28 protein-coding genes and 1 pseudogene are annotated in these 23,868 nt (G+C 71.8%); 11 read left to right on the forward strand and 18 right to left on the reverse strand.

The features are described from left to right. Positions 1-8 precede the first annotated feature (8 nt). From IO33_RS0130455 to IO33_RS0130480, 6 genes are read right to left on the reverse strand one after another with little or no spacing between them, the layout of a single operon-like run. Entirely contained in the window at positions 9-224 is a 216-nt protein-coding gene (locus IO33_RS0130455) for a hypothetical protein (RefSeq protein WP_031170864.1), read from the reverse strand. Further along, positions 218-391, reverse strand: a complete 174-nt coding sequence (locus IO33_RS0130460) for a hypothetical protein (protein ID WP_031170866.1) — start codon at positions 389-391, stop codon at positions 218-220. The genes IO33_RS0130455 and IO33_RS0130460 overlap by 7 nt, the downstream gene beginning before the upstream one ends. 2 nt (positions 392-393) lie before the next feature. Further along, the gene (locus IO33_RS0130465) at positions 394-711 is read right to left on the reverse strand and encodes a hypothetical protein (RefSeq protein WP_031170867.1); all 318 of its coding nucleotides are present in this window, start codon (positions 709-711) and stop codon (positions 394-396) included. A gap of 1 nt (position 712) precedes the next feature. After that, positions 713-1,060 carry an RRQRL motif-containing zinc-binding protein gene (locus IO33_RS0130470; protein ID WP_031170869.1) on the reverse strand — a complete coding sequence of 116 codons (348 nt, stop codon included), beginning with the start codon at positions 1,058-1,060 and terminating at the stop codon, positions 713-715. Further along, positions 1,060-1,914, reverse strand: a complete 855-nt coding sequence (locus tag IO33_RS0130475) for a hypothetical protein (RefSeq protein WP_031170871.1) — start codon at positions 1,912-1,914, stop codon at positions 1,060-1,062. The genes IO33_RS0130470 and IO33_RS0130475 overlap by 1 nt, the downstream gene beginning before the upstream one ends. After that, positions 1,911-2,180 carry a DUF6284 family protein gene (locus tag IO33_RS0130480; RefSeq protein ID WP_031170873.1) on the reverse strand — a complete coding sequence of 90 codons (270 nt, stop codon included), beginning with the start codon at positions 2,178-2,180 and terminating at the stop codon, positions 1,911-1,913. The genes IO33_RS0130475 and IO33_RS0130480 overlap by 4 nt, the downstream gene beginning before the upstream one ends. A 482-nt stretch (positions 2,181-2,662) precedes the next feature. Here IO33_RS0130480 and IO33_RS0130485 point away from each other — a divergent pair, with 482 nt between their 5' ends. Both IO33_RS0130485 and IO33_RS0130490 read left to right on the forward strand, forming a co-directional pair. Beyond that, positions 2,663-3,421, forward strand: coding sequence for a GntR family transcriptional regulator (locus IO33_RS0130485; RefSeq protein WP_031170875.1), 759 nt, complete (start codon positions 2,663-2,665; stop codon positions 3,419-3,421). Then, positions 3,402-4,067 carry a GNAT family N-acetyltransferase gene (locus tag IO33_RS0130490; protein ID WP_078963964.1) on the forward strand — a complete coding sequence of 222 codons (666 nt, stop codon included), beginning with the start codon at positions 3,402-3,404 and terminating at the stop codon, positions 4,065-4,067. The genes IO33_RS0130485 and IO33_RS0130490 overlap by 20 nt, the downstream gene beginning before the upstream one ends. A gap of 117 nt (positions 4,068-4,184) precedes the next feature. On the opposite strand, the gene IO33_RS0130495 is transcribed toward IO33_RS0130490, so the two are convergent. Both IO33_RS0130495 and IO33_RS0130500 read right to left on the reverse strand, forming a co-directional pair. Further along, entirely contained in the window at positions 4,185-4,445 is a 261-nt protein-coding gene (locus IO33_RS0130495; protein WP_031170879.1) for a hypothetical protein, read from the reverse strand. A 462-nt stretch (positions 4,446-4,907) separates the two neighbouring features. Beyond that, entirely contained in the window at positions 4,908-5,570 is a 663-nt protein-coding gene (locus IO33_RS0130500; RefSeq protein ID WP_078963965.1) for a TetR/AcrR family transcriptional regulator, read from the reverse strand. Positions 5,571-5,661: 91 nt separating this feature from the next. On the opposite strand from IO33_RS0130500, the gene IO33_RS0130505 reads away from it, so the two are divergent. Continuing rightward, positions 5,662-6,723 carry an oxygenase MpaB family protein gene (locus IO33_RS0130505; protein ID WP_031170884.1) on the forward strand — a complete coding sequence of 354 codons (1,062 nt, stop codon included), beginning with the start codon at positions 5,662-5,664 and terminating at the stop codon, positions 6,721-6,723. Between the two features lie 25 nt (positions 6,724-6,748). On the opposite strand, the gene IO33_RS0130510 is transcribed toward IO33_RS0130505, so the two are convergent. Continuing rightward, the gene (locus IO33_RS0130510) at positions 6,749-8,155 is read right to left on the reverse strand and encodes an NAD(P)/FAD-dependent oxidoreductase (RefSeq protein WP_031170886.1); all 1,407 of its coding nucleotides are present in this window, start codon (positions 8,153-8,155) and stop codon (positions 6,749-6,751) included. Between the two features lie 10 nt (positions 8,156-8,165). Then, a complete protein-coding gene (locus IO33_RS0130515) occupies positions 8,166-8,819 on the reverse strand; it encodes a rhomboid-like protein (RefSeq protein ID WP_031170888.1) in 654 nt (217 codons plus the stop codon). Between IO33_RS0130515 and IO33_RS0130520 the strand changes: the two genes are divergently transcribed. Together IO33_RS0130520 and IO33_RS0130525 are read left to right on the forward strand one after the other, a co-directional pair. Next, positions 8,818-9,735: an aminoglycoside phosphotransferase family protein gene (locus IO33_RS0130520; protein ID WP_031170890.1), complete on the forward strand. Its 918-nt coding sequence runs from the start codon at positions 8,818-8,820 to the stop codon at positions 9,733-9,735. The two genes, IO33_RS0130515 and IO33_RS0130520, sit on opposite strands and share 2 nt — an antisense overlap. Positions 9,736-9,778: 43 nt before the next feature. Next, a complete protein-coding gene (locus IO33_RS0130525) occupies positions 9,779-10,258 on the forward strand; it encodes a GNAT family N-acetyltransferase (RefSeq protein WP_031170892.1) in 480 nt (159 codons plus the stop codon). 59 nt (positions 10,259-10,317) lie between these two features. Here the strand turns inward: IO33_RS0130525 and IO33_RS0130530 are convergent, their stop codons facing one another. Beyond that, the gene (locus IO33_RS0130530) at positions 10,318-11,289 is read right to left on the reverse strand and encodes a zinc-binding dehydrogenase (protein WP_031170894.1); all 972 of its coding nucleotides are present in this window, start codon (positions 11,287-11,289) and stop codon (positions 10,318-10,320) included. A gap of 58 nt (positions 11,290-11,347) precedes the next feature. Then, positions 11,348-12,508, reverse strand: a complete 1,161-nt coding sequence (locus tag IO33_RS0130535) for an FAD-dependent oxidoreductase (protein ID WP_031170896.1) — start codon at positions 12,506-12,508, stop codon at positions 11,348-11,350. Positions 12,509-12,638: 130 nt separating this feature from the next. On the opposite strand from IO33_RS0130535, the gene IO33_RS0130540 reads away from it, so the two are divergent. Further along, a complete protein-coding gene (locus tag IO33_RS0130540; protein ID WP_107069416.1) occupies positions 12,639-13,334 on the forward strand; it encodes a pentapeptide repeat-containing protein in 696 nt (231 codons plus the stop codon). Positions 13,335-13,455: 121 nt separating this feature from the next. Here IO33_RS0130540 and IO33_RS0130545 read toward each other — a convergent pair whose 3' ends face one another. Continuing rightward, positions 13,456-13,956 carry a hypothetical protein gene (locus IO33_RS0130545; RefSeq protein ID WP_031170900.1) on the reverse strand — a complete coding sequence of 167 codons (501 nt, stop codon included), beginning with the start codon at positions 13,954-13,956 and terminating at the stop codon, positions 13,456-13,458. Between the two features lie 53 nt (positions 13,957-14,009). Between IO33_RS0130545 and IO33_RS0130550 the strand changes: the two genes are divergently transcribed. Then, positions 14,010-15,404: a M1 family metallopeptidase gene (locus IO33_RS0130550; RefSeq protein ID WP_031170903.1), complete on the forward strand. Its 1,395-nt coding sequence runs from the start codon at positions 14,010-14,012 to the stop codon at positions 15,402-15,404. A 63-nt stretch (positions 15,405-15,467) separates the two neighbouring features. Here IO33_RS0130550 and IO33_RS0130555 read toward each other — a convergent pair whose 3' ends face one another. Together IO33_RS0130555 and IO33_RS0130560 are read right to left on the reverse strand one after the other, a co-directional pair. Continuing rightward, positions 15,468-16,421: a bifunctional GNAT family N-acetyltransferase/NUDIX hydrolase gene (locus tag IO33_RS0130555; protein ID WP_031170905.1), complete on the reverse strand. Its 954-nt coding sequence runs from the start codon at positions 16,419-16,421 to the stop codon at positions 15,468-15,470. 113 nt (positions 16,422-16,534) lie between these two features. Then, complete coding sequence (locus IO33_RS0130560) at positions 16,535-17,110, reverse strand: TerD family protein (protein ID WP_031170907.1); 576 nt, start codon at positions 17,108-17,110, stop codon at positions 16,535-16,537. 149 nt (positions 17,111-17,259) lie between these two features. Here IO33_RS0130560 and arfB point away from each other — a divergent pair, with 149 nt between their 5' ends. Both arfB and IO33_RS0130570 read left to right on the forward strand, forming a co-directional pair. Further along, complete coding sequence (arfB, locus tag IO33_RS0130565) at positions 17,260-17,697, forward strand: alternative ribosome rescue aminoacyl-tRNA hydrolase ArfB (protein ID WP_031170908.1); 438 nt, start codon at positions 17,260-17,262, stop codon at positions 17,695-17,697. 110 nt (positions 17,698-17,807) lie between these two features. After that, on the forward strand, positions 17,808-18,665 hold the full coding sequence (locus IO33_RS0130570) for a sigma-70 family RNA polymerase sigma factor (protein WP_031170910.1): 858 nt from the start codon (positions 17,808-17,810) through the stop codon (positions 18,663-18,665). Between the two features lie 53 nt (positions 18,666-18,718). Here IO33_RS0130570 and IO33_RS44620 read toward each other — a convergent pair. After that, positions 18,719-19,176: pseudogene (locus tag IO33_RS44620) on the reverse strand (GNAT family N-acetyltransferase). A gap of 49 nt (positions 19,177-19,225) precedes the next feature. After that, positions 19,226-19,798 carry a flavin reductase family protein gene (locus tag IO33_RS0130580; protein WP_078963966.1) on the reverse strand — a complete coding sequence of 191 codons (573 nt, stop codon included), beginning with the start codon at positions 19,796-19,798 and terminating at the stop codon, positions 19,226-19,228. A gap of 347 nt (positions 19,799-20,145) precedes the next feature. Here IO33_RS0130580 and cdgB point away from each other — a divergent pair, with 347 nt between their 5' ends. Together cdgB and IO33_RS0130590 are read left to right on the forward strand one after the other, a co-directional pair. Further along, the gene (cdgB, locus tag IO33_RS0130585; RefSeq protein WP_031170914.1) at positions 20,146-21,801 is read left to right on the forward strand and encodes a diguanylate cyclase CdgB; all 1,656 of its coding nucleotides are present in this window, start codon (positions 20,146-20,148) and stop codon (positions 21,799-21,801) included. A gap of 117 nt (positions 21,802-21,918) precedes the next feature. Beyond that, positions 21,919-22,842, forward strand: a complete 924-nt coding sequence (locus IO33_RS0130590; RefSeq protein ID WP_031170916.1) for a CBM35 domain-containing protein — start codon at positions 21,919-21,921, stop codon at positions 22,840-22,842. Here the strand turns inward: IO33_RS0130590 and IO33_RS0130595 are convergent. Further along, positions 22,839-23,768, reverse strand: a complete 930-nt coding sequence (locus tag IO33_RS0130595) for a 1-phosphofructokinase family hexose kinase (protein ID WP_031170917.1) — start codon at positions 23,766-23,768, stop codon at positions 22,839-22,841. The two genes, IO33_RS0130590 and IO33_RS0130595, sit on opposite strands and share 4 nt — an antisense overlap. Between the last annotated feature and the right edge of the window lie 100 nt (positions 23,769-23,868).

Genomic DNA, 23,868 nt, shown 5'->3' on the forward strand with positions numbered 1-23,868 from the left:
GCACGGGGTCAGCGGTGTCGGTGGCCGGCCTGGTGGGCGCGCAGTGCTGCCTTGCACGGCGGGCATGTGCGGCTGGGGCCGTCGCCGACGACCGGAGCGGGGATCACCTGGCCACAGATGGCGCGGGTGACGCCGAATGCCAGCGGTCCGCAGTCCGGGCAGTGAAAGTGCGCGTCGAGGACGGGCAGGGCGCTGTCTTTGGTGCGGAACACGGTCATCACCACCGCGAGGACTTCTTGGGCACGATCTGGTCCGGAGGGCAGCCGTTGTGCATGTGGTCCAGGCACGGCTGGCAGTCCTCACGGGGCTTGAGGCGCCGGTGGATGCTCCGGTCGTAGGCGTGCTGCCAGCACTGCCTGCACTGGCCAGGAGGCGTCTGCTGGGCGGTCATGGTCACCACCACCCCGAGGACTTCTTCGCGGCGTTGGCCTTGGCGGCCTCGGCCACGATGCGCCGCCGCTCGATGCGCAGGGCCGTGATCTCCGACGTCAGCCGGGTCTCGGCGCTCATCCACGCGGTGTCCAGCTTCCGGTCCGCGCGGGCGGTGCCGTTACCCCGGTGCAGGCTGTACGCGCCGGACCCGATCGCGCCCAGCACGGCGCGGCGCTCGCGGCCGTTCAGCGGCCACATCTCACGGTTCTGGACCGCCTCCAGCATGCGGGTGGTCTGCTGGATCGCCTTGTCCAGGCGACGGGTGTCGGGCTTGCCCATGTCAGGCACTCCTGAGGTCTTGGGAAGGTTCGGGGAAGGCACAGGGGGTGCACATGCCGAGCGAGGGCGGGATGACGTAACCCGCGTCGCGGCGGCAGGCGGGGCAGATGCGGCGGGCACGGTTGGCCTTGGCCAGCGCCGCCCACCTGGCCTCCGTCATCGGCCGCACCGGCTTGGCCAGGTCGATGCGGTACAGATAGGCGACCAGCGGCCCGCGCCTGCGACGCGGGCGTTCGAGCTGGGCGGCCACCGGCTGGCCACCGGGCCGCAGGCCGCGCGCCCTCAGCTGGCGGTAGGTGGCATAGCCGTCCGGGGCCAGGCGCCACCGGAACACCGGCAGCGCCCCCATCACACAACCCGCTTCCACGCGGCCCTCAGCCGGACCTCGGAAGCGGAGTGACCCGCCGACCGGAAGCGCGATGCCATCTCCCGGTAGGACAAGGCCGGGTCCTCGCTGCGCCGGATGTCGTCCACCAGCACATCCAGTGCCGCATCGGTGAGCGCGGGCCCTTCCAGCGCCGGCACAACCGGTTCCAGCGGGCCCCAGACGGGCAGTTCCCAGCAGGGTGTGACACCGGGCGTGACGCGGGCCGTCACGCTGGTCAGCGCCCGCCCGGTCTCCTCACCGGCGCGGGCCGTCTCCAGCGTCGACCACGCCCCAGCCAGGGTCTGAGCGGTCTTGGCCTGGACGCGTGCGACGCGGGCCCCGGCCCCCGTCACGGCCGTCAGCCGGGTCTCCTCAGTGGCCGCTTCGGCACGCAGCCGGGCGCGGGCCACGGCCGCCTCATCGCGGGCCTCTTGCTGGATGCCCCGGATGGCGTCCAGCGCGACCGGGGTCAGCGCGGTGCGCTCCCACAGCCCATGGACCAGCCACAGCGCCTTCGCCGCGATCGGGAACCAGGACACGGCCAGCCACGCCGCCGCGTGACCGTCGACGGTCAGCGCATGCGCCACCAGGACGCCCGCCGCGATGATGCCGAAGGACCAGCCGACGCCGGTCACGGCGTGGCTGTGGTCGCCCTGCGCGGCGAGACGACGCTCGTATGCGAGGGTGGCCAGCCATCCTCCGTCGATCCCGAGACCGACCACCAGGGCGACCAGCCACGGCACCGCCGTGCCGAGCCACATCACGACCACGGCCAGAGTGAGGACCATGGACACCGCCGTCATCGCGACGGCGGGCAGCGCGGTCTTCGCCTTCACGCCGCGCCCCCCGGCTGGCTCACCGTGGTCGCGCGGTTGGTCAGCGTCGTCCGCTCGGCGAGCACCCGGCGGCGGGCACGGCGGATACGGCGGGCGTCCAGTTCGGTCGGGACGCGGTCCAGGGTGATGATCTGCGCGTCGAGCAGGTCGACGTCCGCCAGGATCAGCGGCATCTCGCGCTCGATCGCGTTCAGCTCTGCGTCCGTCGGCTCCATGAAGTCGGCGAACGCGGTAACAGCGTCCTGAACAGTGACGATGTGGCTCATTGGGTCTGGTTCCTCTCGGACAGGAACGGCCCGAACAGCGCCCCCGGTGTTCCCGCACCGGGGGCGCACGCCGTTGAAGTCGGTACATCCGGCTCCCCTCGGCGCTGCTCGTACGAGACGAGCAGCGGAGGCAACCGGCCGCAGCCGTTGAGCTGCGAAAAGGTCGAGTTGCGCTGTACTCGCACGCAGGGACAGAACCCGCGTACGCCGCCCTCTTGCTCGCAGAGGTGGGGCGGTCTTCCTCATCAGCTCTCTGTTGAGTTCTCAAGCAATCGGCGCTTCCTTCGTGCTCACCCCGGCTGAGATGGGGCTTCCCTCCGGCGCACCTGTACGGCAGAGCCGTACGTGACACCCCATCCGACTTGTCTGGAGGAGTGTCTCGGCAAGAGACTGCACGAGTCGTGCTTGGAGAGTCAAGCCCCCTGGTCTAACTTGTACGGAGGAGTCGGAGCAGAGGGGACACCGTGGCAGTGCGACGCGGAATGACGAAGGCTCAGGAAATCGCCTATGAGCTGCGCGAACAGATCCAGTCCGGCAGGTTGGCGCCAGGTGAAGCCCTGCCCAGCGAGTCCAAGATGATGAGTCACTACGGCTACAGCCGCGAGACCATCCGCGCCGGCGTACGCCTCTTGATTGAAGAGGGCTTGGTCGTCGCGGGACAGGGACAGGGGAAATACGTCCGCGAGGACTACCCCCCTGTCGTGTGGAACTGGACGACTCTGGAGAGTCGGACTCGCCACGCCAACGCGGTTGAGGGACGGACTGCCGGCGACCAGTGGGCGAGCGCGATCGCGGAGAACGGGAACGCTCCCCGTCAAGAGATCACGGTGTCGATCGTCGTGCCCCCGCCCCACGTCCGAGAGCGTCTTGGGCTCCCCGAAGACGGATTGGCTGTGGCGCGCAAGCGCGTCCGATTCATAGACAACCGGCCCTATGCACTCGCTGACTCGTACTTCCCTCAGGAACTCGTGGTCGGCACGCCCCTGATGGAGCCTCGCGACGTCTCCGCGCCCGGCGGCATCCTCGCCTCCGTGGGACTCGTGCAAGCCAAGTACGTGGACGAAATCTCAGTCCGTATGCCGACTCACCAGGAAGCGGAGCAACTTGGCCTTCCCGCAGCTACTCCAGTCGCAGAGCACACCCGAACGGGCTATGACGCGGACGATCGCCCCCTCCGCTGCATGGTCACCATCCTCCCAGGAGACAGGCACAAGATCCTCTATGAAGTCAGCACGGACTGAGTACCTCCGCCCAGCAGCGGCGGAGGACGTACCCGCCCTCCTGGACCTACGCGCAGAGGCCGAAGGGTGGCTACGTACCAAGGGAACCGACCAGTGGAGCGACCCGGAGACCGGCGATCGCGCTATCGCGAAGTGGCGCGCGAGCATAGACGAGGGCCGGGCATGGGTCGTCGTTGGCGAGCGCGACCAGGTGCTCGCCACCGTCAGTCGTGGTCCTGTCGACCGGGACTTCTGGACCGATGCCGACCGTCCCGAATCAGCGCTGTACCTCTACAAGCTGATCGTTGCCCGAGAAGCATCCGGCCGGCAGCTCGGAACCCGGGTCATCGACTGGATGTCACGGCTTGCCGCCCTGGAAGGGCGAACCTGGGTGCGCATCGACACCTGGCGCACGAACACCGGGCTGCACGCCTACTACGAGCGGTTGGGGTTCCAGCACGTACGCACCGAGGCACCGTCCCACAGGCGCTCCGGGTGGCTCGCTCAACGTCGGGCCGGCGAGGTGGCCCTGCCGCATGACCTCTTGCCTGTTGGATCCCGCGAGGGGTCCCCCGGGCACGCGGCGACATCCCTCGAAGTGCCGCACCAGAGGGGGGACACAGGGGTCAATGATGACTTGACCAGCGGAAACGGAGCAGCCTCCTGACACCGTACCGATAAGAGGCCCCGGACCAGTCCGGGGCCTCTCGCGTTCACGAGCCCTGCCCGCAGTGTCGCAGGGTGAACCAGCTCTGGGCCGTACAGCCGGCGGGGGCGCCGGTGGTCATGCCGGGTAGTCCTCCCCGAGTACCTGGCGCCGCTCCCGTTCCGCGCGACGGTTCAACGCCGCGTGCATGCGGTACGCGGTCATGGTCAGCAGTAGGAACACGACCACGAACAGGATCGCCGCCACCGTCGGCACACCCGTCAGGACGTTGATCGCCTGCGCGATGAACAGCGTGAGCAGGTTGCCGGCCAGCCACGCAAACCACACTCGCCGCTTCTCCGTGTTCACGGCCTTCTGGACATCGCTGTAGCTGGCCACGATTCCCCCCGATGTGGTGGCGGTGTTCCGCTGCATGATGCGCCTGCTCGGAGGCAGCGTGAACGCGCTTTCACCGATCCGTGACCCGAGTTCACTCGAAGCAACCACGCGCTCGCATCGACTCTGGCGTTGATCTAACACGAGAACGGCAACCCGGAGTGGGGGTGGACCTCTGCGGACTATCGCGGCTCGACGTGAGGGATCTACCTCTGGTCCCAGTTGCGGTCTCAGTTGACGCTAGCTCCGGGGTGGTTCGTTTCCGTCCATGGCCGTCCGGCATGGCGGCTGACCAGCGGAGCAAGGCTCGTGACGGATGTCCGTGGAGACGTCCGGACCAAGATCGGACAACTTGTAATGCGTAGGTCGTCGGTTCGAATCCGACAGGGGGCTCTGGAAAACTCTCCGGCCTGGGGATTCTCCCAGGCAGGACGCTGTTCTCGGCCGTGGACCGTCCGGCCGTCGTCAACGCGTCCGTGGCCGGATGGCGCCGAGGATCACCTGCAGCTGGCCGATCAGGCGCGGTGGGTCGAACATGCCGGGATCGGTGAGCGCGAGGCGGCCGAAGTGTTCCGCGCAGGCGACGAGTGCGTGGGCGAGGACCTGCGGGTCGAGCCGCGGGCCGGGTGCCGTGCCGCTCCGGTCGGCCAGGGCGAGGGAGATCCACGCCTCGACCCGGAGCCGGAACCGCTCCCTGTCCGCCTCGATGCGGTCGCGGACGACCGTGGGCATGTTGCCCGGGGGCAGCAGGATCAGCCGCCAGGTGTCCGGGTCCTCGTGGAGCATCGCGGACATCCGGCGCACGGTCTCGGCGGCGAACGCGGCCGGGTCGCGCAGGTTCTCGGGGCCGGGGATCGTCTGGAGAAGGCGTTGGAAGGCGCGCGCCTGCTGCCGGTCGAGCAGGGCGGTCAGCAGGGCGTCGAGGTTCTCGTAGGCGCCGTAGACCACCGACCGGGCGACCTGGGCCCGCTTGGCGACGGCGTCGATGGAGACCCGGTCGTAGCCGTCGTTCACGATCACGGCGAGGGCGGCGTCCAGCAGTTGCTCGCGACGCTGCTCGATCGGCACGCGCGGGGCGTAGGGGCGCCGCTTGCGCGGCCTGTCCTGCGAAGAGAGGGGCGCTGACACCTTGGCAGTTTACGACACGCGTGTCTTAATTTAAGACAGCAGTGTCGTAATTGAGGGCGGCATACGCCGCGGACGCACGAGGAGCGGCCCCATGGCGAAGCGGGAGCACGACGGGATCGAACGGCACGAGGACTACGGCTTCTTCGGTCCCGGCTCGGTGGTCTGGAAGGTCTGGAGCTATCCGACGGCACCGACGGTGGGCTTCCAGCGAGCCGTGGTGGTGGAGGAACTCGACCCGCCGCTGGTGGCCGCCGTCCACGCCACCCAGGGCATCTACCGGCGCTCCCGCACCCGTTACGACCGGACCCTGAAGTACTTCGCGATGGTGGCCTTCGCCGGTTCACGACAGGTGTGCGAGGCCGCGGACATCCTGGTCAAGGTCCACTCCAAGGCGATCGGCGACCTGCCCTACGGCGGCGGGACCTACGATGCCAACGACCCCGCCTCGCAGCTGTGGATCCAGCTCACCGGCTGGCACTCGATCCTCTACGCCTACGAGAAGTACGGGCCCGGGAAGCTCTCCGCGCAGGAGGAGAAGGAGTACTGGGAGGCGTGCGCACTGGCCGCGGAACTGCAGACGTGCTCCCCCGACGACGTTCCCCGCAGCCGTGAAGGAGTCCGGGCGTACTTCGAACGGATGCGCCCGCGGCTGTCCGCCAGCCCGATCGCCCGGCAGGCCATGCACCACCTGCTCAGGACCGAGCTCGTCCTGCCGCCGGTGCCGCGCTGGGCGAAGCCGGCGAGCCTGGCCGTCGCGAAGGCGCAGCGGATCGCCACGATCGCCACGATGCCGCGCTGGATGCGTGAGATGGCCGGGATCCGGCAGTCACGCCTCCTCGACATCCTCATCGTGCCCGTCATGAAGACGGCCTTCGCGCTCGCCCACCTCGACCCCAGGGCCGAACTGCGCCTGCTGGGCAGGATCTCGCCCTCCACGGTCGCGGTGGTCGCGCCCGTCAAGCTCGGCATCCCGCCCCGCAGCCAGGAGGTGCTGACACCCGCCGAAGCCCGCGCCCGCCACGGCTACGCCAGGCCCGCCGAAGCACATCTCGCGTTCCGCGCCCGGCAGGCCGCACGCGTCTTCGGTGACGGTGAGGCCCCCAGTGAGCAGGGGCTCATCGAGTCCCAGGAGATCCTGGGACCGCTCTCGTGACCGGGGCCCTTCTCGTCGTGTGGCCTCAGTGCCGTCCCGCCAGCCGGTCCGCCACCTTCGCCAGCCGCGAGGACTCCGTCCCCGGGCGGAGGCGTTCGCGCTGGTCGGCGGTGCGGTAGGTGGCGTACATGCCGTGGACGCCGAGCCAGCGGAAGGGTTCCGGTTCCCACTTGCGGACCTTGTGGTTCACCCAGGGCAGGTCCGTCAGCTCGGTGCGGCCGCCCTGGCCGGAGTCGTGCTGGACCAGGTCGCGCAGGGTGCGGGCGGCCAGGTTGGCGGTGGCCACGCCGGAGCCGACGTAGCCGCCGGCCCAGCCGAGGCCGGTGGAGCGGTCGAGCGTCACCGTGGCGCACCAGTCGCGGGGCACACCCAGCACACCCGACCAGGCGTGTGCCACCCGCACGCCCGCCAGGGCGGGGAAGAAGCGGGTCAGGATCTCGTGCAGGGCCTCGATGGTCGCCGGCCGGGTACGGCCGTCGTTGTCCGTCCTCGACCCGAAGCGGTATGGCACCCCGCGGCCGCCGAGCGCGATCCGGCCGTCGGCGGTGCGCTGGGCGTACATGTAGGCGTGGGCCATGTCGCCGAGGGTTTCCCGGCCGTCCCAGCCGATCGCCGCCCACTGGTCGCCGGTCAGCGGCTCGGTGGCGATCATGGAGGAGTTCATGGGGAGCCAGGTGCGCTTCTGGCCCTTCAGGGACGCCGTGAAGCCCTCCGTGCAGCGCAGGACGTAGGGGGCGCGGACGGTGCCGTAGGGGGTGACGGCGTGCCGGGGGCGGATCTCCGTCACCGGGGTGTACTCGTGGACGGTGACGCCCAGGGCCTCCACCGTGGCCGCGAGTCCCTTGACCAGTTTCACGGGGTGCAGCCGGGCTCCGTGCGGGGTCCAGGTGGAGCCGACCGCGTCCGTGACCCGGATGCGCTCGGCCGTCTCCCGGGCGCCGTACAGCTCGCGGTCCTTCTCGCCGTAGGACAGCTCGTGCTCGTGGAAGGCCTTGAGGCGCGCCAACTGGGCGGGGGTGGTGGCGACTTCGAGGACACCGCCGCGGTGCACGTCCGCCTCGATGCCCTCGGCCGCGGTGACCGTGATGACCTCGCTCACGGTGTCGTTCATCGCCTTCTGCAGCCGTACGGCGGCCTCGCGGCCGTGCAGAGCGGCGTACCGGTCGCGGCCGGCGATGCCGTTGTAGAGCCAGCCCCCGTTGCGGCCGGAGGCGCCGTAGCCACAGAACTTCTGCTCCAGGACGGTGATGCGGAGGAAGGGGGCCGCCTTCTTGAGGTAGTACGCGGTCCACAGGCCGGTGTAGCCGCCGCCGACGATGACGACGTCGGCCGTGGCGTCCCCGGACAGCGGCTCCCGCACCGCCGGGAGGCCGTCGTCCGTGTACCAGAAGGAGATCCCGCCGTTGACGACACTGGTTGCCGAGCTGCTCATGGCCGGGACGTTAACCCCTGAGCGCGGCCAGTGTCTCCTTCGGATTCCATGCTTTTCCGCGGCTCCTCGCCAGCGGGTAGCAGGCCAGCCCGATCAGTACGGAGACGAAGTGGCCGAGTTCGGTGAAGGACCGTTCCACGGCCAGGGACACCCCGAAGAAGACCAGGACCACCGGCAGACAGGCGTACCGCCAGGGCGCCGCGATGCGGTAGGTGAGCACGCCGATGACCCCCGCCAGCGCGTAACTCACCCCGACGTCCAGGGTGTTGACCGCGGAGTGCGGGGCGATGCCGTCCCGGATCGCCAGCAGCAGGGCGCCCTCGCTGATCAGCGTGGCCAGCACGTGCGCCAGGGCGCACACCGTGAACCAGCGGAGGGTGCCCAGCCAGCGTTCGGCCTGCGCGTGGAACACCGTGTACAGCACGACGTACGGGATCCAGTGGCCGCTGTCGATCCACATCGCGCTGGCCACGAGCACCCGCACCGGGTTGCGGGACAGCTCGTGGATGTTGGTCGACCGCTGCCGCAGGAAGTGCTCCTCGAACTCCGGCGACATGTGGTGCAGGGCGACGGTCGTGACGAAGAGGATCGCCAGCCACACGTATGTGCCCGGAGCGCTGCGGATGTACGCCCGCACGCCGTCGGTGCCCCGGATAATTCGCATGAGCCGATTCACGCACGCCAGTATCGTCCGGTCCGTGATCGACATCCCCGGTGATCTGGCGGAGGCGCAGGAGAGGTACAACGGCGCGGCGGGGCGGGCCTTCGTCGCCGGGCTGCCGGATCTCGTGGCGGCCTTCCTGGACCGCTGGCACCTGCGGCTGGACGGGCGCTCGATGAACGGTGTCAGCGCGCTGGTGCTGCCGGTCGTCCGTGCCGACGGCGGCCCCGCGGTCCTCAAACTGCAGCTGCGGGACGAGGAGAGCGAGGGCGAACCGGTCGCGCTGCGGGTGTGGGACGGTGACGGGGCCGTACGGCTCCTCGACCACGATCCGGCGACGGGCACCATGCTCCTGGAGCGGCTGGACGCGTCCCGGATGCTGTCCGCCGTGGCCGACACGCACGAGGCCGTGCTGGTCATCGCCCGGCTGCTGGCGCGTCTGACGTCGTTCCCGGCGCCGCCGGGCATGCGCCGCCTCGGTGACATCACCGAGGCGATGCTGGAGCGGACCCCGTGGACGCTGGAGCGGATCCCCGACGTCCGCACCCGCCGTACGGTCGCGGACTGCGCGGCCGCCGTGCGGGAGGTGGCCGCCGAGCCCGGTGACCGGCTGCTGCACTGGGACCTGCACTTCGAGAACGTCCTCGCCGCCGACCGCGCCGACTGGCTCGCGATCGATCCCAAGCCGCTCGCGGGCGACCCCGGCTTCGAGCTGTGGCCCGCGCTGGACAACCGTTTCGAGGCGGCCGAGGTGCGCCGGCGTTTCGACGCGATGACGGAGGTGCTCGGCCTGGACCGGGAGCGGGCCCGTGCCTGGACGCTGGGCCGGCTGCTGCAGAACGCCCTGTGGGACGTGGCGGACGGCCGGCCGGTCGAGGAGCGTCAGCTGGAGCTCGCCCGGCGGCTGCGCACGGGGTGAGACGGCCGGATGCCGCGGGGACGTGTCCGGTTAGCCTCCTCGCATGATTCGTACCGCGACCCCCGCCGACATCCCCGTCATCCATGCCCTGATCCGTGAACTGGCGGAGTACGAGAAGGCCCCGGAGGAGGCGCGGGCGACGCAGGAGCAGCTGCGGGAGGCCCTGTTCGGGGCGCGGCCGGCGGCGTTCGCGCATGTCGCGGTGGACGACGTCAGCGGCGAGCCGGCCGGGTTCGCGCTGTGGTTCCTGAACTTCTCCACCTGGCGCGGGGTGCACGGAATCCATCTGGAGGACCTGTACGTCCGGCCGGGTGCGCGCGGTGGCGGGCACGGGCGGGCGCTGCTGACGGAGCTGGCGCGCATCTGCGTGGAGCGCGGCTACGAGCGGCTGGAGTGGTCGGTGCTCGACTGGAACCGGCCCGCGATCGGCTTCTACGAGGCGCTCGGTGCGCGTCCGCAGGACGAGTGGACGGTGTACCGGCTGACGGACGGGGCGCTGGCGGCGCTGGGCTCGGGCGACTGAGGCCGGCAGGGGCGCCTTCGCCGGGTGCGGGCCGGGGCTCCCGGCGTCCGGCGGGTGCCTCACGGCTCCAGTACCACCTTCCCTGTCGTGCCGCGGTTCTCCAGTGCGCGGTGTGCCTCGGCCGCCTTTGCGAGGGGGAAGCGGGTGACGGCGGGGCGCAGCCGGCCGTGGGCGGCCTCGGTGAGGGCGCGCAGTTCGAGTGCGCGCAGCCCGCCGGCCCTGCGGAGCATCTCCGGGCCGAGCACGGACTCGGAGAGGCCTTCGACGACGTGGCCCGCGCCGTCGCCGATGCCCTCCGCGGACCAGCCGAAGACCAGGTGCCGGCCGCCGGGTCCCAGGAGGGCCACGGCCTGCCGGGCCGCCTCGCCGCCGACGCCGTCGTAGACGATCGTGGCCGGCCGTCCCGCGAGGTGGGCGCGGACCCTCGCGGGCCATGCGGTGTCGGTGTAGTCGGCCGCGAGATCCGCGCCGTTCGCCCGGACCCGGGAGGTCTTTTCGGCGCCGCCGGCGAGCCCGATGACGGTGGCGCCGGCGTTCTTGGCGTGCTGCACGAGGAGGGTGCCGATGCCACCGGCGGCGGCCGGTACGACGACCACGTCGTCCGGTCCCGGTTCGGCGAACCCCGCGATGCCCAGCGCCGTGCGGCCCGTGCCGATCATGGCGACGGCCGCCGCGAAGTCCAGGTTCTCGGGGATCTCGTGGACGCGGTCGGCGTCGGTGACGGCGAGTTCGGCATAGCCTCCGGGCGCGAAGCCGAGGTGGGCCACGACCCGCCGGCCGAGCCGGAGGCCGTCGACGCCGTCGCCGAGGGCGTCCACGACGCCCGCGACCTCCCGGCCGGGCACGGTCGGCAGGGCGGGCCGCTCGGGCAGCGGGCCCCGGTGACCGGCGCGCAGGGCCGCGTCGAGCAGGTGGACCCCGGCCGCGGCGACCGCGATCCGTACCTGGCCGGGGCCGGGGACCGGATCCTCGGCCCGCTCGTAGAGCAGGTTCTCGGCGGGCCCGAAGGCGTACAGACGGACGGCGTGCATGGCGACCCCCGGGAAGACGGCTGTCTCGGACTGTTGCGGCGGGGCCAACCCTCCGGCCTCAAGCATGCTTGAGGTCAAGCGCGGGCCGGCCGAGGATCAGGGACACGGCCGTGACCGCGCTGTTGAAGGACACCTCCGACAGCACCCCGGGCGCCGCCACCTGGTCGCCCGCGAGGTAGACCCCGTCGCCCCGGTCCACGCCGGGCCGGTCCCGCCAGCTGCGGCCGGGCAGGTCCACCGCCCCGGTACGGCCGTCCGCCACGGCGTCCCGTCGCCAGGTCGCCCGCTCCCGCCAGCCGGGGAAGCCCAGATCGAGCAGTTCACCGGCGCGGGCCAGACCGTCGGCGCGGGACTCGCCCGGCCCGATCGGGACCTGCCCCTGGATCAGCTGCTCCCCGGCGGGTGCCAGGGTCCGGTCCGGCGCCGTGCACCGTTCGAGCCAGCCGGCCGCGTCGAGGTCCGAGAGGACGAAGGGGTCACCGCGCCGGGCGCGTACGGCGAGGTCGAGCAGGACGGTGCGGCCGCTGGGCCAGGTCAGTGAGTCGTCGCCGAGCAGCCGGCGGGCGGCGGGCAGGGAGGTCGCGACGATCACGGGGGTGTCGGTGGGCAGGGCGTCGACGCGGGAGCGCGTCTCGATCCGCACGCCCAGCTTCCGGGCCCGCGCGGCCATCCGGTCGATGACACGGGCCCAGCCGCCGACCGGGTAGTGGGCCTCCGGCGGCAGCTTGGTGGCCCGGCGCAGGCGTTCCTGCACGAACGCGGCGGACAGGGCGCCCGGGTCGTGGTGGAAGAGGGCGACGGCCGCGTAGTGGGCCGCGGCGCGGGCGCCCTCCTCGCCGGCGACCTCGCTCGCCCAGCTCAGGAAGTCGGCGTCGACGGGTGCCGGGCGCAGGCCGGGGCGCAGCAGCTTGAGCATGCCGAAGGGCGGGGTGCGGCGCAGGGCGCCGTGGTGGCGCAGCCGCAGCCGGGCCGCCTCCAGCGGCGGGATCGGGGCGAGCGGGCCGATCAGGTCGCGCTGCTTGAGCCAGGTCCAGTGCGGGCCGCCGTTGTAGAGGGCGTGCGGGCCCTCGTTGGTGCGGTACGGGCCCGCGGCGGTGCGGGCCCTGCCGCCCAGGGTGTGGTGGGCCTCGTACACGGTGACCCTGGCGCCTGCCTCGGCGGCGGTGATCGCGGCGGTGAGTCCGGCGAAGCCGCCGCCGACGACGGTGATGGAGTGCATGGGACGGTCTCTCCCTCGGATCGGTTCGCCTGGTGTGTAACCAGGACGGCCGCGGTGTGCCGGGATGTGACATGGACGGGGTCCTCGCAGGCCGGGGCGGATTGTCAGTGGCGGGGTGCAGCATGGGGGCATGGCGAGGAGAGCGATGGGCGGCGGCCGTGCGGCGGGCGGCCGGGCAGGGGTGCGGGGGGCGCGACGGCCGGAGTTGAGGCTGCCGCCGCTGGAGCCGTGGCCCGACGCGGAGTTGCGGCCCGACGGGGACTACGACGGGCTGGAGTTCCGGGACGCGGACCTGACCGGGCAGGACGGCGTGGGCGCCCGGTTCATGGACTGCGCGCTGACGGGCTGCGCGGTGGACGGTACGGCGCTGGGCCGGGCCAGAGTGCTGGACTCGGTCCTGACCGGGCTGCGCGGGGTCGGCACACACCTCGCCGAGTCCACGTTCCGGGACGTCGAGCTGGTCGACGCCCGCCTGGGCGGCACGCAGCTGCACGGCGCCGTCCTGGAGCGGGTCGTGGTGCGCGGCGGCAAGATCGACTTTCTGAACCTGCGCGAGGCCCGCCTCAAGGACGTCGCCTTCGAGTCCTGTGTGCTGGTCGAGCCGGACTTCGCGGGCGCGAGCCTGGAGCGGGTGGAGTTCGTCGACTGCGCGCTGAGAGAGGCCGACTTCGGCGGCGCGACGCTGAAGGACGTGGACCTGCGCGGTGCCGCTCCGCTGGAGATCGTGCGGGGACTGGACCGGCTGTCCGGGGCGGTGATCAGCGCGGGGCAACTGCTGGATCTGGCGCCCGCGTTGGCGGCGGAGCTGGGCATCCGGGTGGAGTGAGGACGGCGGGGGCCGGGGCGCGGGGTCCCGGGGCGGCGGGAGCGTCTGGCGGCGGGAGCCCCCCGAACGGCACGCGAGCCAGGGCACGCGAGCCAGGGCAAGCGAGCCAGGGCACGCGAGGCTACGGCACCCGCGGAAAGCGGGCCTGCAGGGTCCAGACGGCCGGGTTCTCCGCCAGGTCCTCGTGGAGGTCGGTGAGGTCCGCGATCAGGTCGTGCAGGAAGTCGCGGGCCTCGCGGCGCAGTGCGGCGTGGGAGAAGGACAGCGGGGACTCCTCGGCCGGTGCCCAGTCGGCGGTGATGTCCACCCAGCCGAAGCGGCGCTCGAAGAGCATCCGGTCGGTGGACTCGGTGAAGTCCAGCTCCGCGTGCTGCGGCCGGGCGGCGCGGGAACCCATCGGATCCCGGTCCAGCCGCTCCACGATGTCGCACAGCGCCCAGGCGAAGTCCAGCACCGGCACCCATCCCCAGGCCGTGGACAGTTCCCGGTCCGTCCTGGTGTCCGCGAGATAGACGTCTCCGCAGAACAGGTCGTGCCGCAGCGCGTGGACGTCCGCGCGGCGGTAGTCGGTCTGCGGGGGGTCGGGGAACCGGTTGGAGAGGGCGTAGCCGATGTCGAGCACGTCACAGATGGTGTCATGCCTGCCCGCGCCCCCCGGCACATAAGATCACTGACATGTCCAGATCCGTGCGCCTTGTCCCGGCCGTCGCGGCCCTGCTCGTCCTCGCCCTCACCGGGACCGCGTGCGACGGCGGTGTGCACGGCACCCCGGGCGGCTCCGGGCTGCGCGACCCGTACTTCCCCAAGGCCGGCAACGGCGGCTACGACGTCGGGCACTACGACCTCACCCTGGACTACACCCCCGCCACCCACCGGCTCACCGGTACGGCGGTCATCACCGCCCGCGCCACCCAGGCCCTGTCCGCCTTCGATCTCGACCTCGCCGGGCTGGACGTCGACTCGGTGACCGTCGAGGGCCGCAAGGCCCGCTTCAACCGCGCCGGACAGGAGCTGACCGTCCGCCCGCACGACGACCTGAGCAAGGGCGAGACGTTCCGCACGGTCGTCCGCTACGCGGGCACCCCGCGCACGCTCACCGACCCCGACGGCTCCCAGGAGGGCTGGCTGCGCACCGCCGACGGCGCCCTCGGCCTCGGCGAACCCGTCGGCTCCATGGCCTGGTTCCCGGGCGACCACCACCCCTCCGACAAGGCGGCCTACGACCTCACCGTCACCGTCCCCAAGGGCCTCCAGGCCGTCTCCAACGGCGAGTTGACGGACCAGACCACCAAGGGCGGCCGCACGACCTACCACTGGCACACCGCCCAGCCCATGGCGAGCTACCTCGCGACGGTCGCCGTCGGCCACTTCGACCTCACCCGCAGCACCGGCCCGCACGGGCTGCCGATCCTCACCGCCGTCGACCCCACCCAGGAGAAGGCGAGCAGGAAGGTGCTCGCGCAACTCCCCGGCATCATCAAGTGGGAGGAGATCAACTTCGGGCCGTACCCGTTCTCCTCCACCGGGGCGATCGTCGACCGGCCGGGCGACGTCGGCTACGCCCTGGAGACCCAGAACCGCCCCGTCTTCCCCGGCGACGAGTTCGACACCGGCACGCTCGTGCACGAACTCGCCCACCAGTGGTACGGCGACTCGGTCACCCCGAAGTCCTGGCAGGACATGTGGCTCAACGAGGGCTTCGCCACCTACGCGGAGTGGCTGTACCGGGAGGACCACGGCGGCAAGAGCGCCCAGCAGACCTTCACGGACCTCTACGACGGTGACAACGAGGCCATCTGGGCCTACCCGCCCGCCAAACCGTCCGGCGCCGCCCACATCTCCGACAGCCCCGTCTACGAGCGCGGTGCGATGGTCCTGCAGAAGATCCGGCAGAAGGTCGGCGACGACACGTTCTACGACATCATCCAGGGCTGGGCCGCCGCCCACCGCCATGGCAGCGCGGACACCGCCGACTTCACCGCGTACGTCGAGAAGAAGGCCCCGCACCAGGACTTCACCGGGATATGGAAGGACTGGCTGTACGGGGACCGCAAGCCGTCCCGGCCCTGACCGGCCGGCCGGGTCCCGCACCGCGGTGTCCCGCCGTCCGGCGTCGTCCGCCGCACGGCCCGTTCAGCCCTCCCACTCGTCCAGCAGCCGCCCGAGCCCCGGCGGCCACACCGGCTCGGGTTCCTCGGCCAGTTCCCGCCTCGTCCACCACCGCCAGCCGAGGATGCCGTCGGCGGTGTGCTCGGCGGCGAGGTGGGGGCCGGCCGGGTCCCGGCGGGGACCGCGGGTGACGTAGACGTGCTCGTGCTGGCGGACGGGGATGTCCATGCGGGTGAAGTCGTGCTCCCAGGTGCACAGCAGGGGGCCGGGCTCCAGATCGCTCCAGCCGGTCTCCTCGGCCAGTTCGCGCAGGGCGCCCTCGCGCGGGTTCTCGCCCGGCTCCAGGCCGCCGCCGGGCAGGGCCCAGTGGGGCCCGGCCTCGGCGTCGTCGTACCGGAAGAGGAACACCGCGCCGTCCGGGGCCACGACGGCGATCCGGGCCGCCGCTCTCGGTGTGCGCGGCACCTCACCCAGCACCTTGCGGAGCACGGCGCAGGAGCGGCCCCGGGCGCGGTCGGGGCGGTGGCCGATCAGTTCGTAGCCGAGGGCGGTCCAGAAGGCCAGGGCCTTGGGGTTGTTGGCGAGGACGGCGAGCCGCACCGCGCCACGGCCTTGCGCGCGGAAACGGTTCTCGACGCGATGCACGACGGCACGGCCGTACCCCTGGCCGTGCACGGCCGCGTCCACCAGCAGCAGCCCGATCCACGGGTCCGGGTCGGCCGGGTCGGGGTGGTGGGCGAGGGTGCCCGCGAGTCCGACGAGGCGCCCCTGCTCCGTGCGGGCGAGCAGCACCTCGGCGTCCGGCATCGCCAGGTCCTCGGCCAGCGCAGCCGCGACCTGCTCGGGGCGTACGTCCTCCGGGTCGGGGAAGTCACCGCTGAGCCGGTGGAACTCGCGGTTGGACGCGTACAGCGCGGTGAGTTCGGTCAGCAGCGGGGCCGGCATGTCCTGGCCGGGGGAGAGGGGCTCAAGGATCACGGGGGCAACCTAACCGCAGGCCGTGCTGTCCCCACCGGGATTTCCGGGCGGCGACGGAAGCCCCGGACCGCGGGCGGGCCGGGTCCGGGGCTGTCCGCTCGCACGGACGGGCGTCAGACGTTGACGCCGAAGTCCTGGGCGATGCCGACCAGGCCCGAGGCGTAGCCCTGGCCCACCGCGCGGAACTTCCACTCCGCGCCGTTGCGGTACAGCTCGCCGAAGACCATGGCGGTCTCCGTGGCGGCGTCCTCGGAGAGGTCGTAGCGGGCGATCTCGGCGCCGCCGGCCTGGTTGACGATGCGGATGTAGGCGTTGCGGACCTGGCCGAAGTTCTGGCCGCGGTTCTCGGCGTCGTAGATGGACACCGGGAAGACGATCTTGTCGATGTCGGCCGGGAGCGCGGCCAGGTTGACGTTGATCGCCTCGTCGTCGCCGGCGCCCTCGCCCGTGCGGTTGTCGCCGGTGTGGACGATGGAGTTGTCCGGGGTCTGCTTGTTGTTGAAGAAGACGAAGTGCGCGTCCGAGTAGACCTTGCCCTGGCCGTTCACCGCGATGGCGGAGGCGTCCAGGTCGAAGTCCGTGCCGGTGGTGGTGCGGACGTCCCAGCCGAGGCCCACGGTGACGGCGGTCAGGCCCGGAGCCTCCTTGGTGAGCGAGACGTTGCCACCCTTGGACAGGCTTACAGCCATGATTGGGAGTCCTTCCCTTTAGGTTTCTGTGCCGACGAAGCTACCGTCACCGGGGAGAACGTCGAGGGGGGTCCCCATGGTTCCGGATCCCTTTACCTCTTTTACCAACCTCGAAAACCGGGTGACGCGGGGCGGGCCGGACCGGGAACATGGGACGCATGTCCGGTCCTTACGTCGTTCGTGGCTCCGTCTCGCTTCCCGAGGCCGAGCTGATGTGGCGTTTCTCCAGGTCGTCAGGGCCCGGCGGGCAGCACGTCAACACCAGTGACTCGCAGGTGGAGCTGCGTTTCGACCTGGCGCGCACCGAGGCGCTGCCTCCGGTGTGGAAGGAGCGGGCGCTGCAGCGGCTCGCGGGCCGTCTCGTCGACGGGGTGGTGTCCGTGCGGGCCTCCGAGCACCGCTCCCAGTGGCGCAACCGCGAGGCCGCCGCCGTACGCCTCGCCGCCCTCCTCGCCGAGGCCAGCGCACCCCCGCCCAGGCCGCGCCGGCCCACCCGGATCCCGCGCGGTATCAACGAGCGCCGGCTGCGGGAGAAGAAGCAGCGTTCGGACACCAAGCGGGGCCGCTCGGGCCGGGACTGGTCGTGAGCCGGTGCCGCCCGGCGGGCGGCACCCGTCACATCCTCGGCCCGCGGTTCGTCAGTGACCCGGACTGAGGCGGAGGACCGCTGACGGTGACGGAGAGGCCGGACCACACGATGAGCGACGACGGACAGCACCGCGACGACGATCTTCTCGCCGAGCGGTTCGAGGCGTACCGGGGGCATCTGCGGGCCGTCGCCTACCGGATGCTGGGTTCGGTCGTGGAGGCCGAGGACGCGGTGCAGGAGGCGTGGTTCCGGCTGAGCCGGTCCGACACAGGCGAGGTGGGCAACCTCGGGGGCTGGCTGACGACCGTCGTCGGCCGGGTCTGCCTCGACATGCTCCGCTCCCGCCGTTCCCGGGGCGAGGAGCCCCTGGACACCTGGAACCCGGGCGCCTCCGCCGCACCGGACCCGGCCCAGGACGCGGTGCTCGCGGACTCGGTCGGGGTGGCGCTGCTCGTCGTCCTCGACACGCTGTCACCGGCCGAGCGGCTCGCGTTCGTGCTGCACGATCTGTTCGGGGTGCCGTTCGAGGAGGTCGGCGGCATTCTCGGGCGCAGTCCGGCCGCCGCGCGCCAGCTGGCCAGCCGGGCGCGGCGCCGGGTGCGCGGTGCTCAGGCGCCGGAGGCGGACCTGGTCCGGCAGCGGGAAGTGGTCGACGCCTTTCTGTCGGCCGCGCGGGACGGTGACTTCGACGGGCTGCTGGCGGTGCTCGACCCGGACGTGCTGGCCCGCAGCGACGCCGGTACGAGCATCGGGGCGGCCGGGGTCGCCTCCGGCGCGAAGAGCTTCGCCCATCTGGCCCGCGTCGCGCGTGCCGCGCTGGTGGACGGCGCCACGGGGCTGGTCGTGTACGCCGACGACCGGCTGGAGCGCGCGCTGACGTTCACCTTCGTGGCCGACCGGATCGCGTCCATCGACATCGTGACGAGCCCGGACCGGTTGGCGGAGCTGACCGTCGAGCCCGCCTGAGGCGAGCCGGGGCGGCGGGCGACCGGAACCACCCCGGCGCAGCCCCCCGGCCCTCACACCCGCCGTACGCCGACCGTCTCACCCCCGTCGACCTCCCCGCTGGGGCGGAAGCCCAGGCCCAGGTAGAAGCCCTCGGGGCCGCCCGCGCCGGGGTGCCAGCAGACGTACATCTCGGTGCCGCCGCGGCCCCGGATCAGGTCGGCCACCGCGTCGACGGCGAAGCGGCCGTAGCCCCGGCCCTGCGCGTCCGCGGCGATGTTCGGCGCCACAGGCCCGAGCGGCGCACGCTGCCGTCGCCGTACCAGTCGATGTCCAGGAAGGCCATCAGGAAGCCGACCGGGCGGTCCTCGTCGACGATCAGCCGGGGCCAGGCGACGCCGGCGGGGTGGACGTAGGCCTCGGCGAGGGACCGTACGACGGGCTGGACCGCGTGTTCCTGGTCGGGGTGGATCCGGATGCCGATCGCCGCGTCGAAGTTCGCGGGTGTGACCTCTTCCAGGCGGGGTGTCATGTGCGCACCATAGGCGCGCGGTTCAGTACCTGCCACGCGATATCGGGGCTCAGCCCAGCTGCCGGTACCGGCCCCGGAAGTACAGCAGCGGGCCGCCCTCCGCGCTCGGGACGCGTGCGGTCAGGACGCGGCCGATGACGAGCGTGTGGTCGCCGGCCGCCACCCGCTGCTCGGTGCGGCACTCCAGCGTGGCCAGCGCGCCGCCCACCAGCGGCGCGCCGGTGGTCTCGCCGCGGGCGTAGGCGATGTCCTCGAAGAGCAGCCGGTCGCTGATGCGGCCCTTCATGGCGAAGCGGCCCGCGATGTGCCGCTGGCTCTCGGCGAGCACCGACACCGCCCACAGGGGCTGCTCGTCGAGCAGGTCGTCCATGCGGGAGCCCTCGCGCAGGCTGACCAGGACCAGTGGCGGGTCGAGGGAGACGGACAGGAAGGCGGTGGCGGTCATGCCGACGTCCTCCATGCCGGGCGCGTCCGGGTCGTCCGGGTCCAGCGGCGGTTCCTGCGCGGTCACCAGGACCACCCCGGCGGCCAGCCGGGACATCGCGGCCCGGAACTCGTCGTTGCTCACCCCCTCAGCATGCCCGGAAGCGGCGGTGGCGGTGGGTGAGGGAGTCTTCAGCACGCCGGAAACGCTAGTCTCCGCTCCGCGCGCACCGCATCGGGCGTCGGCCCGAGCCGGGTCCTAGGACCAGGGGCGGACCGCTGTGTACGTCTGTGTACGCAAAGTGAACAAACACGCAAAAATTGCGTTCAGTAACCGCATGGGGAAACCGCAGAAACTCCACTCAATTGTTCACGTTCTCCTGTGACTTGAGTCACAAGGGGCAGGAATTGTTGACCCTGTGTACCGAGTGGGCAGCGCGCTGTGATTCAGTGGCGGGGAAACTGGAACAGCACCGTAAGCGGCACCCTGAAGAAGCGCCGACGACAACCCTTGATTCGCTGCGAGGTCTCGGGGGGAGGGCGAGCATGGAGACCGAGTCGGAGCCGTATGTCCGCCTTGCGTCCCTGCGACAGCTGCACCAGGTCATGGCCGACATGAACACGGCACGCAGCCTGGCGGACACACTGCAGACCGTCGCCGACGGCGCCGTACACGCCCTCGGCTACGAGATGGCGTGTGTGAACCTCGTACGCCCCGACGGCGACCTCGTCGTCGCCGCGTTCTCCGGGAACTCCGCCGCCGAGGCCCTGATCACCGGCCGGGTCGGCTCCCGCGAGTCCTGGGAGCGGCGGCTGACCATGGGTGAGCGCTGGGGCGACCTGATCTTCATACCGCACACCGAGGGCTGGGTCCTCGACGACGACGACGTCCCCCAGTGGTACACCGACGGCCCGGCCCCCCGCTTCGAGGACGAGTGGCACCCCTCGGACCGCCTCTTCGCCCCCATGTACACCCCGGGCGTGCAGGGCGGCTCCTCCGGTGAGCTGCTCGGGGTGATCTCCGTCGACCGGCCGCGCAACGGCCGCCACCCCGGCGCCTGGGGCCGCGAGGCCCTGCAGATGTACGCCTTCCAGGCCGCCATCGCGATCAGCAACGCGCGTCTGCGTGCGAACATGCAGCGCGCCCTGGTCCGCCTGGAGCGCGAGCAGCAGGCCCTGCGGGCCAGTGAGGAAAGCTTCAGGCAGGCCTTCGAGTACGCCCCCTCCGGCATGGCCATCGCCGAGATGGGCGGCGACCAGCACGGCCGCATCCTGCGCAGCAACGACGCCCTGTGCCGCCTGCTGGGCCGCCCGGCCTCCGCGATGCGCCGCTACTCCTTCTCCGACCTGGTCCACCCCGAGGACATCGGCACCCTGCTCAGGACCTCCGCCGAGGGCGGCCGGGCCGAGCTGCGCCTGGGCCGCCGCGACGGCACGTATGTCTGGGTGTCCCTCCGGAACTCCGTCGTCGCGGACGCCGCCGACGGCCCCCGCTTCCTGCTCACCCACGTCGAGGACATAGAGGAGCGCAAGCGCCGCGAGCTGCAGCTCGCCCACCGCGCCTCCCACGACTCGCTCACCGGCCTGCCGAACTCCGCCGAGCTGCGCTCGCGCCTGTCGGCCCGGCTGTGCCGGCGCCCCGCCCACGCCGGTGACCTGGAGTCCCTGGACGCGGCCTACGGCCACCCCGCCTTCGACGCCCCCGCCGGGCACGGCTTCGACTTCCGGCCGAGCACGGAGGGCTACGACGCCTACGACCACCATGTCCACACCGTGGCCCCCGAGGACGACCGGGACGACGGCACCAAGGGCCTCGCGGTCCTCTTCTGCGACCTCGACGGCTTCAAGTCGATCAACGACCGCTTCGGGCACAACGCGGGCGACGCGGTCCTGATCGAGGTGGCCCGGCGCCTTTCGCACGGGGTGCGCGACGGGGACACGGTGGCCCGCCTGGGCGGCGACGAGTTCGTGATCCTCGCCGACGGCCTCGGCCGGGCCGACGCCCAGGACCTCGCCGTCCGGCTGCGCAACGAGATCATCCAGCCGATCCGGGCCGAGGGCCGGGCCGTCCGGGTGGGCGCGAGTTTCGGCATCGGATGGGCACACTGCGGCATGACTGCGGACGAAGTGTTGAAGTCAGCCGACGAGCGTATGTACGTAGAGAAACGATCTCGTCCCAAACAACACCGACGCGCCGGATGACCCGCAGGTCAGAGAGTTGATGCGGTCTGAGTCACCCGTTTGGCTCACTCGGAGCGGGTAGGCTCGCCCTTCCAGACCTGTATCGCATCCACCCGCACCTGCTGAGGAGACCAAGGGATGACGCCCGGCGAAAACGGCCCGAGCACGCCCGAGGACGACGACCCGTTCGGCTATCTGTACGCCGACGGTCAGGCCCGAGGAGCCCAGCCGCCGTCCGGCGGTTACGGCTACCCGGGCTCGGTCAGCAGAGTGCGTACGGTCGGCGAGCGCCAGTACGCCCAGCAGCCGCAGTACGGCCAGCCGACCGTGCCGCAGCAGCAGGGCGCCTACGGCCAGCCGAACGCCCACTACCAGGCCCCCGAGACCCTGCCCGGCGGCACCCCGCCCGGCCGCCAGCCGGTACCGCCGGCCCCCGGCCGCCGCGGCCCCAACACCAAGGGCCTCCTGATCGGCGCGATCGCGGTGGTCGCCGCGGTCGTCATCGGCATCGGCGTCGCCATGATCAACGGCAACGACGACAAGAAGACCGGCAACGAGGCCGACACCACCCCGACCCAGTCCCAGAGCCACGCTCCCCGCCCGTCGGCGAGCAGTGCCTCGGCGGGCGACGCGCTGCACGCCGACGCCTCGGCCCTCACGCCGGCCGGCGGTGCGTCGAAGGCTTCGGAGGTCAAGGGCGCGAGCTCCTCCGACGGCAGCTATGTGACGGGGCTGAACCAGCCGGGCGCCTCGGTCACCTGGAACGTCAACGCCCCGTCGGCCGGCGCGTACACCCTGTTCGTGTACTACAGCACGGCCGACGACGACCAGTCGATGTCGGTCACCGTCAACGGCACCCCGTTCGGCAGCAAGCTGGGCATGGTGAACTACCGTCACGCCAAGAACGGCGACTTCGCCAACGGCTGGACGTACTCCTACGTGTGGCCGACCCTGAAGCAGGTCCCCAACACGATCTCCGTCTCCTGTGGCTCCGGCGACAAGTGCAACGCCCTGATCAGCAAGGTCAAGCTGAAGCAGGGTCAGGTCACGAAGGACGTCTAGGCCGCGCTGACGACCCCGGTCACGGCCACCCGCCCCCGCAGCTCCTCGTACACCGCGGGGTCGAACTCGCCGGCGGCCGGGGCCCGTACCGTCGCCGCCGACAACGCGGCCGCGCGGGCGAGGCGGTCCGGCCAGGGGAGTTTCTCGACCAGGCCCGAGAGCAGGCCCGCGACCGCTGAGTCGCCCGCGCCCGTCGGGTTGCCGTGGAGGCGGGCGGGGGGTGTGGCGCGCCAGCGGCCCTCGGGGGTGGCGGCCAGCAGGCCTTCCGCGCCCAGAGAGGCGACGACCGCGTGGGCGCCGCGGCGGCGGGCGTCCTGGGTGGCGCGCAACGGTTCGTGGGAGCCGGTGAGTTCGGCCAGTTCGTCGGTGTTGGGTTTGATCAGGTCGGGGCGGGCCGCCACCCCGCGGCGGAGCGGTTCGCCGCTGGTGTCCAGCAGCACGGGGACACCGTGGGAGCGGGCGGTCCGGACCAGGTTCGCGTACGCGCCGACCGGGACACCCGGCGGCAGGCTGCCGCACAGGGCCACCGCCGAGGTGCCGGCCAGCAGCTCCTCGTAGCGGTCCAGGAACACACCCCACTCGGCCGGCTCGATCTGCGGGCCCGGCTCGTTCAACTGGGTGGTGTCGCCCGAGAGTTCGTCCACCACGGCGATCGTGCGCCGGGTCGCTCCGGCGACCTGGACCAGTGCGTCCGTCAGGCCGCCGATGCCGGCCAGCCGGTCGCGTATCGCCCGGCCGGTCGCGGCGCCCGCGAAGCCCGTGACCGTCACCTCGTGGCCGAGCGCGGCCAGCACCCGGGCCACGTTCACACCCTTGCCGCCCGGCCGCTCGACGACCTCCGAGACCCGGTGCGAGGCGTGCGGCCGCAGCGACCGCACGCGATAGGTGAGGTCGAGAGCGGTGTTCAGCGTGACCGTGAGGATCACCCGGGCCGACCTCCCTCGAAGTGCCTGGCGACGGTCGTCGCGCCCGTCATCGGTTTCCGGGCCTCGATCATGCCAAAGAGAAGGCGGCCGGCCCAGTCAC

This window comes from Streptomyces durhamensis (assembly GCF_000725475.1).
GTDB lineage: Bacteria > Actinomycetota > Actinomycetes > Streptomycetales > Streptomycetaceae > Streptomyces > Streptomyces filipinensis.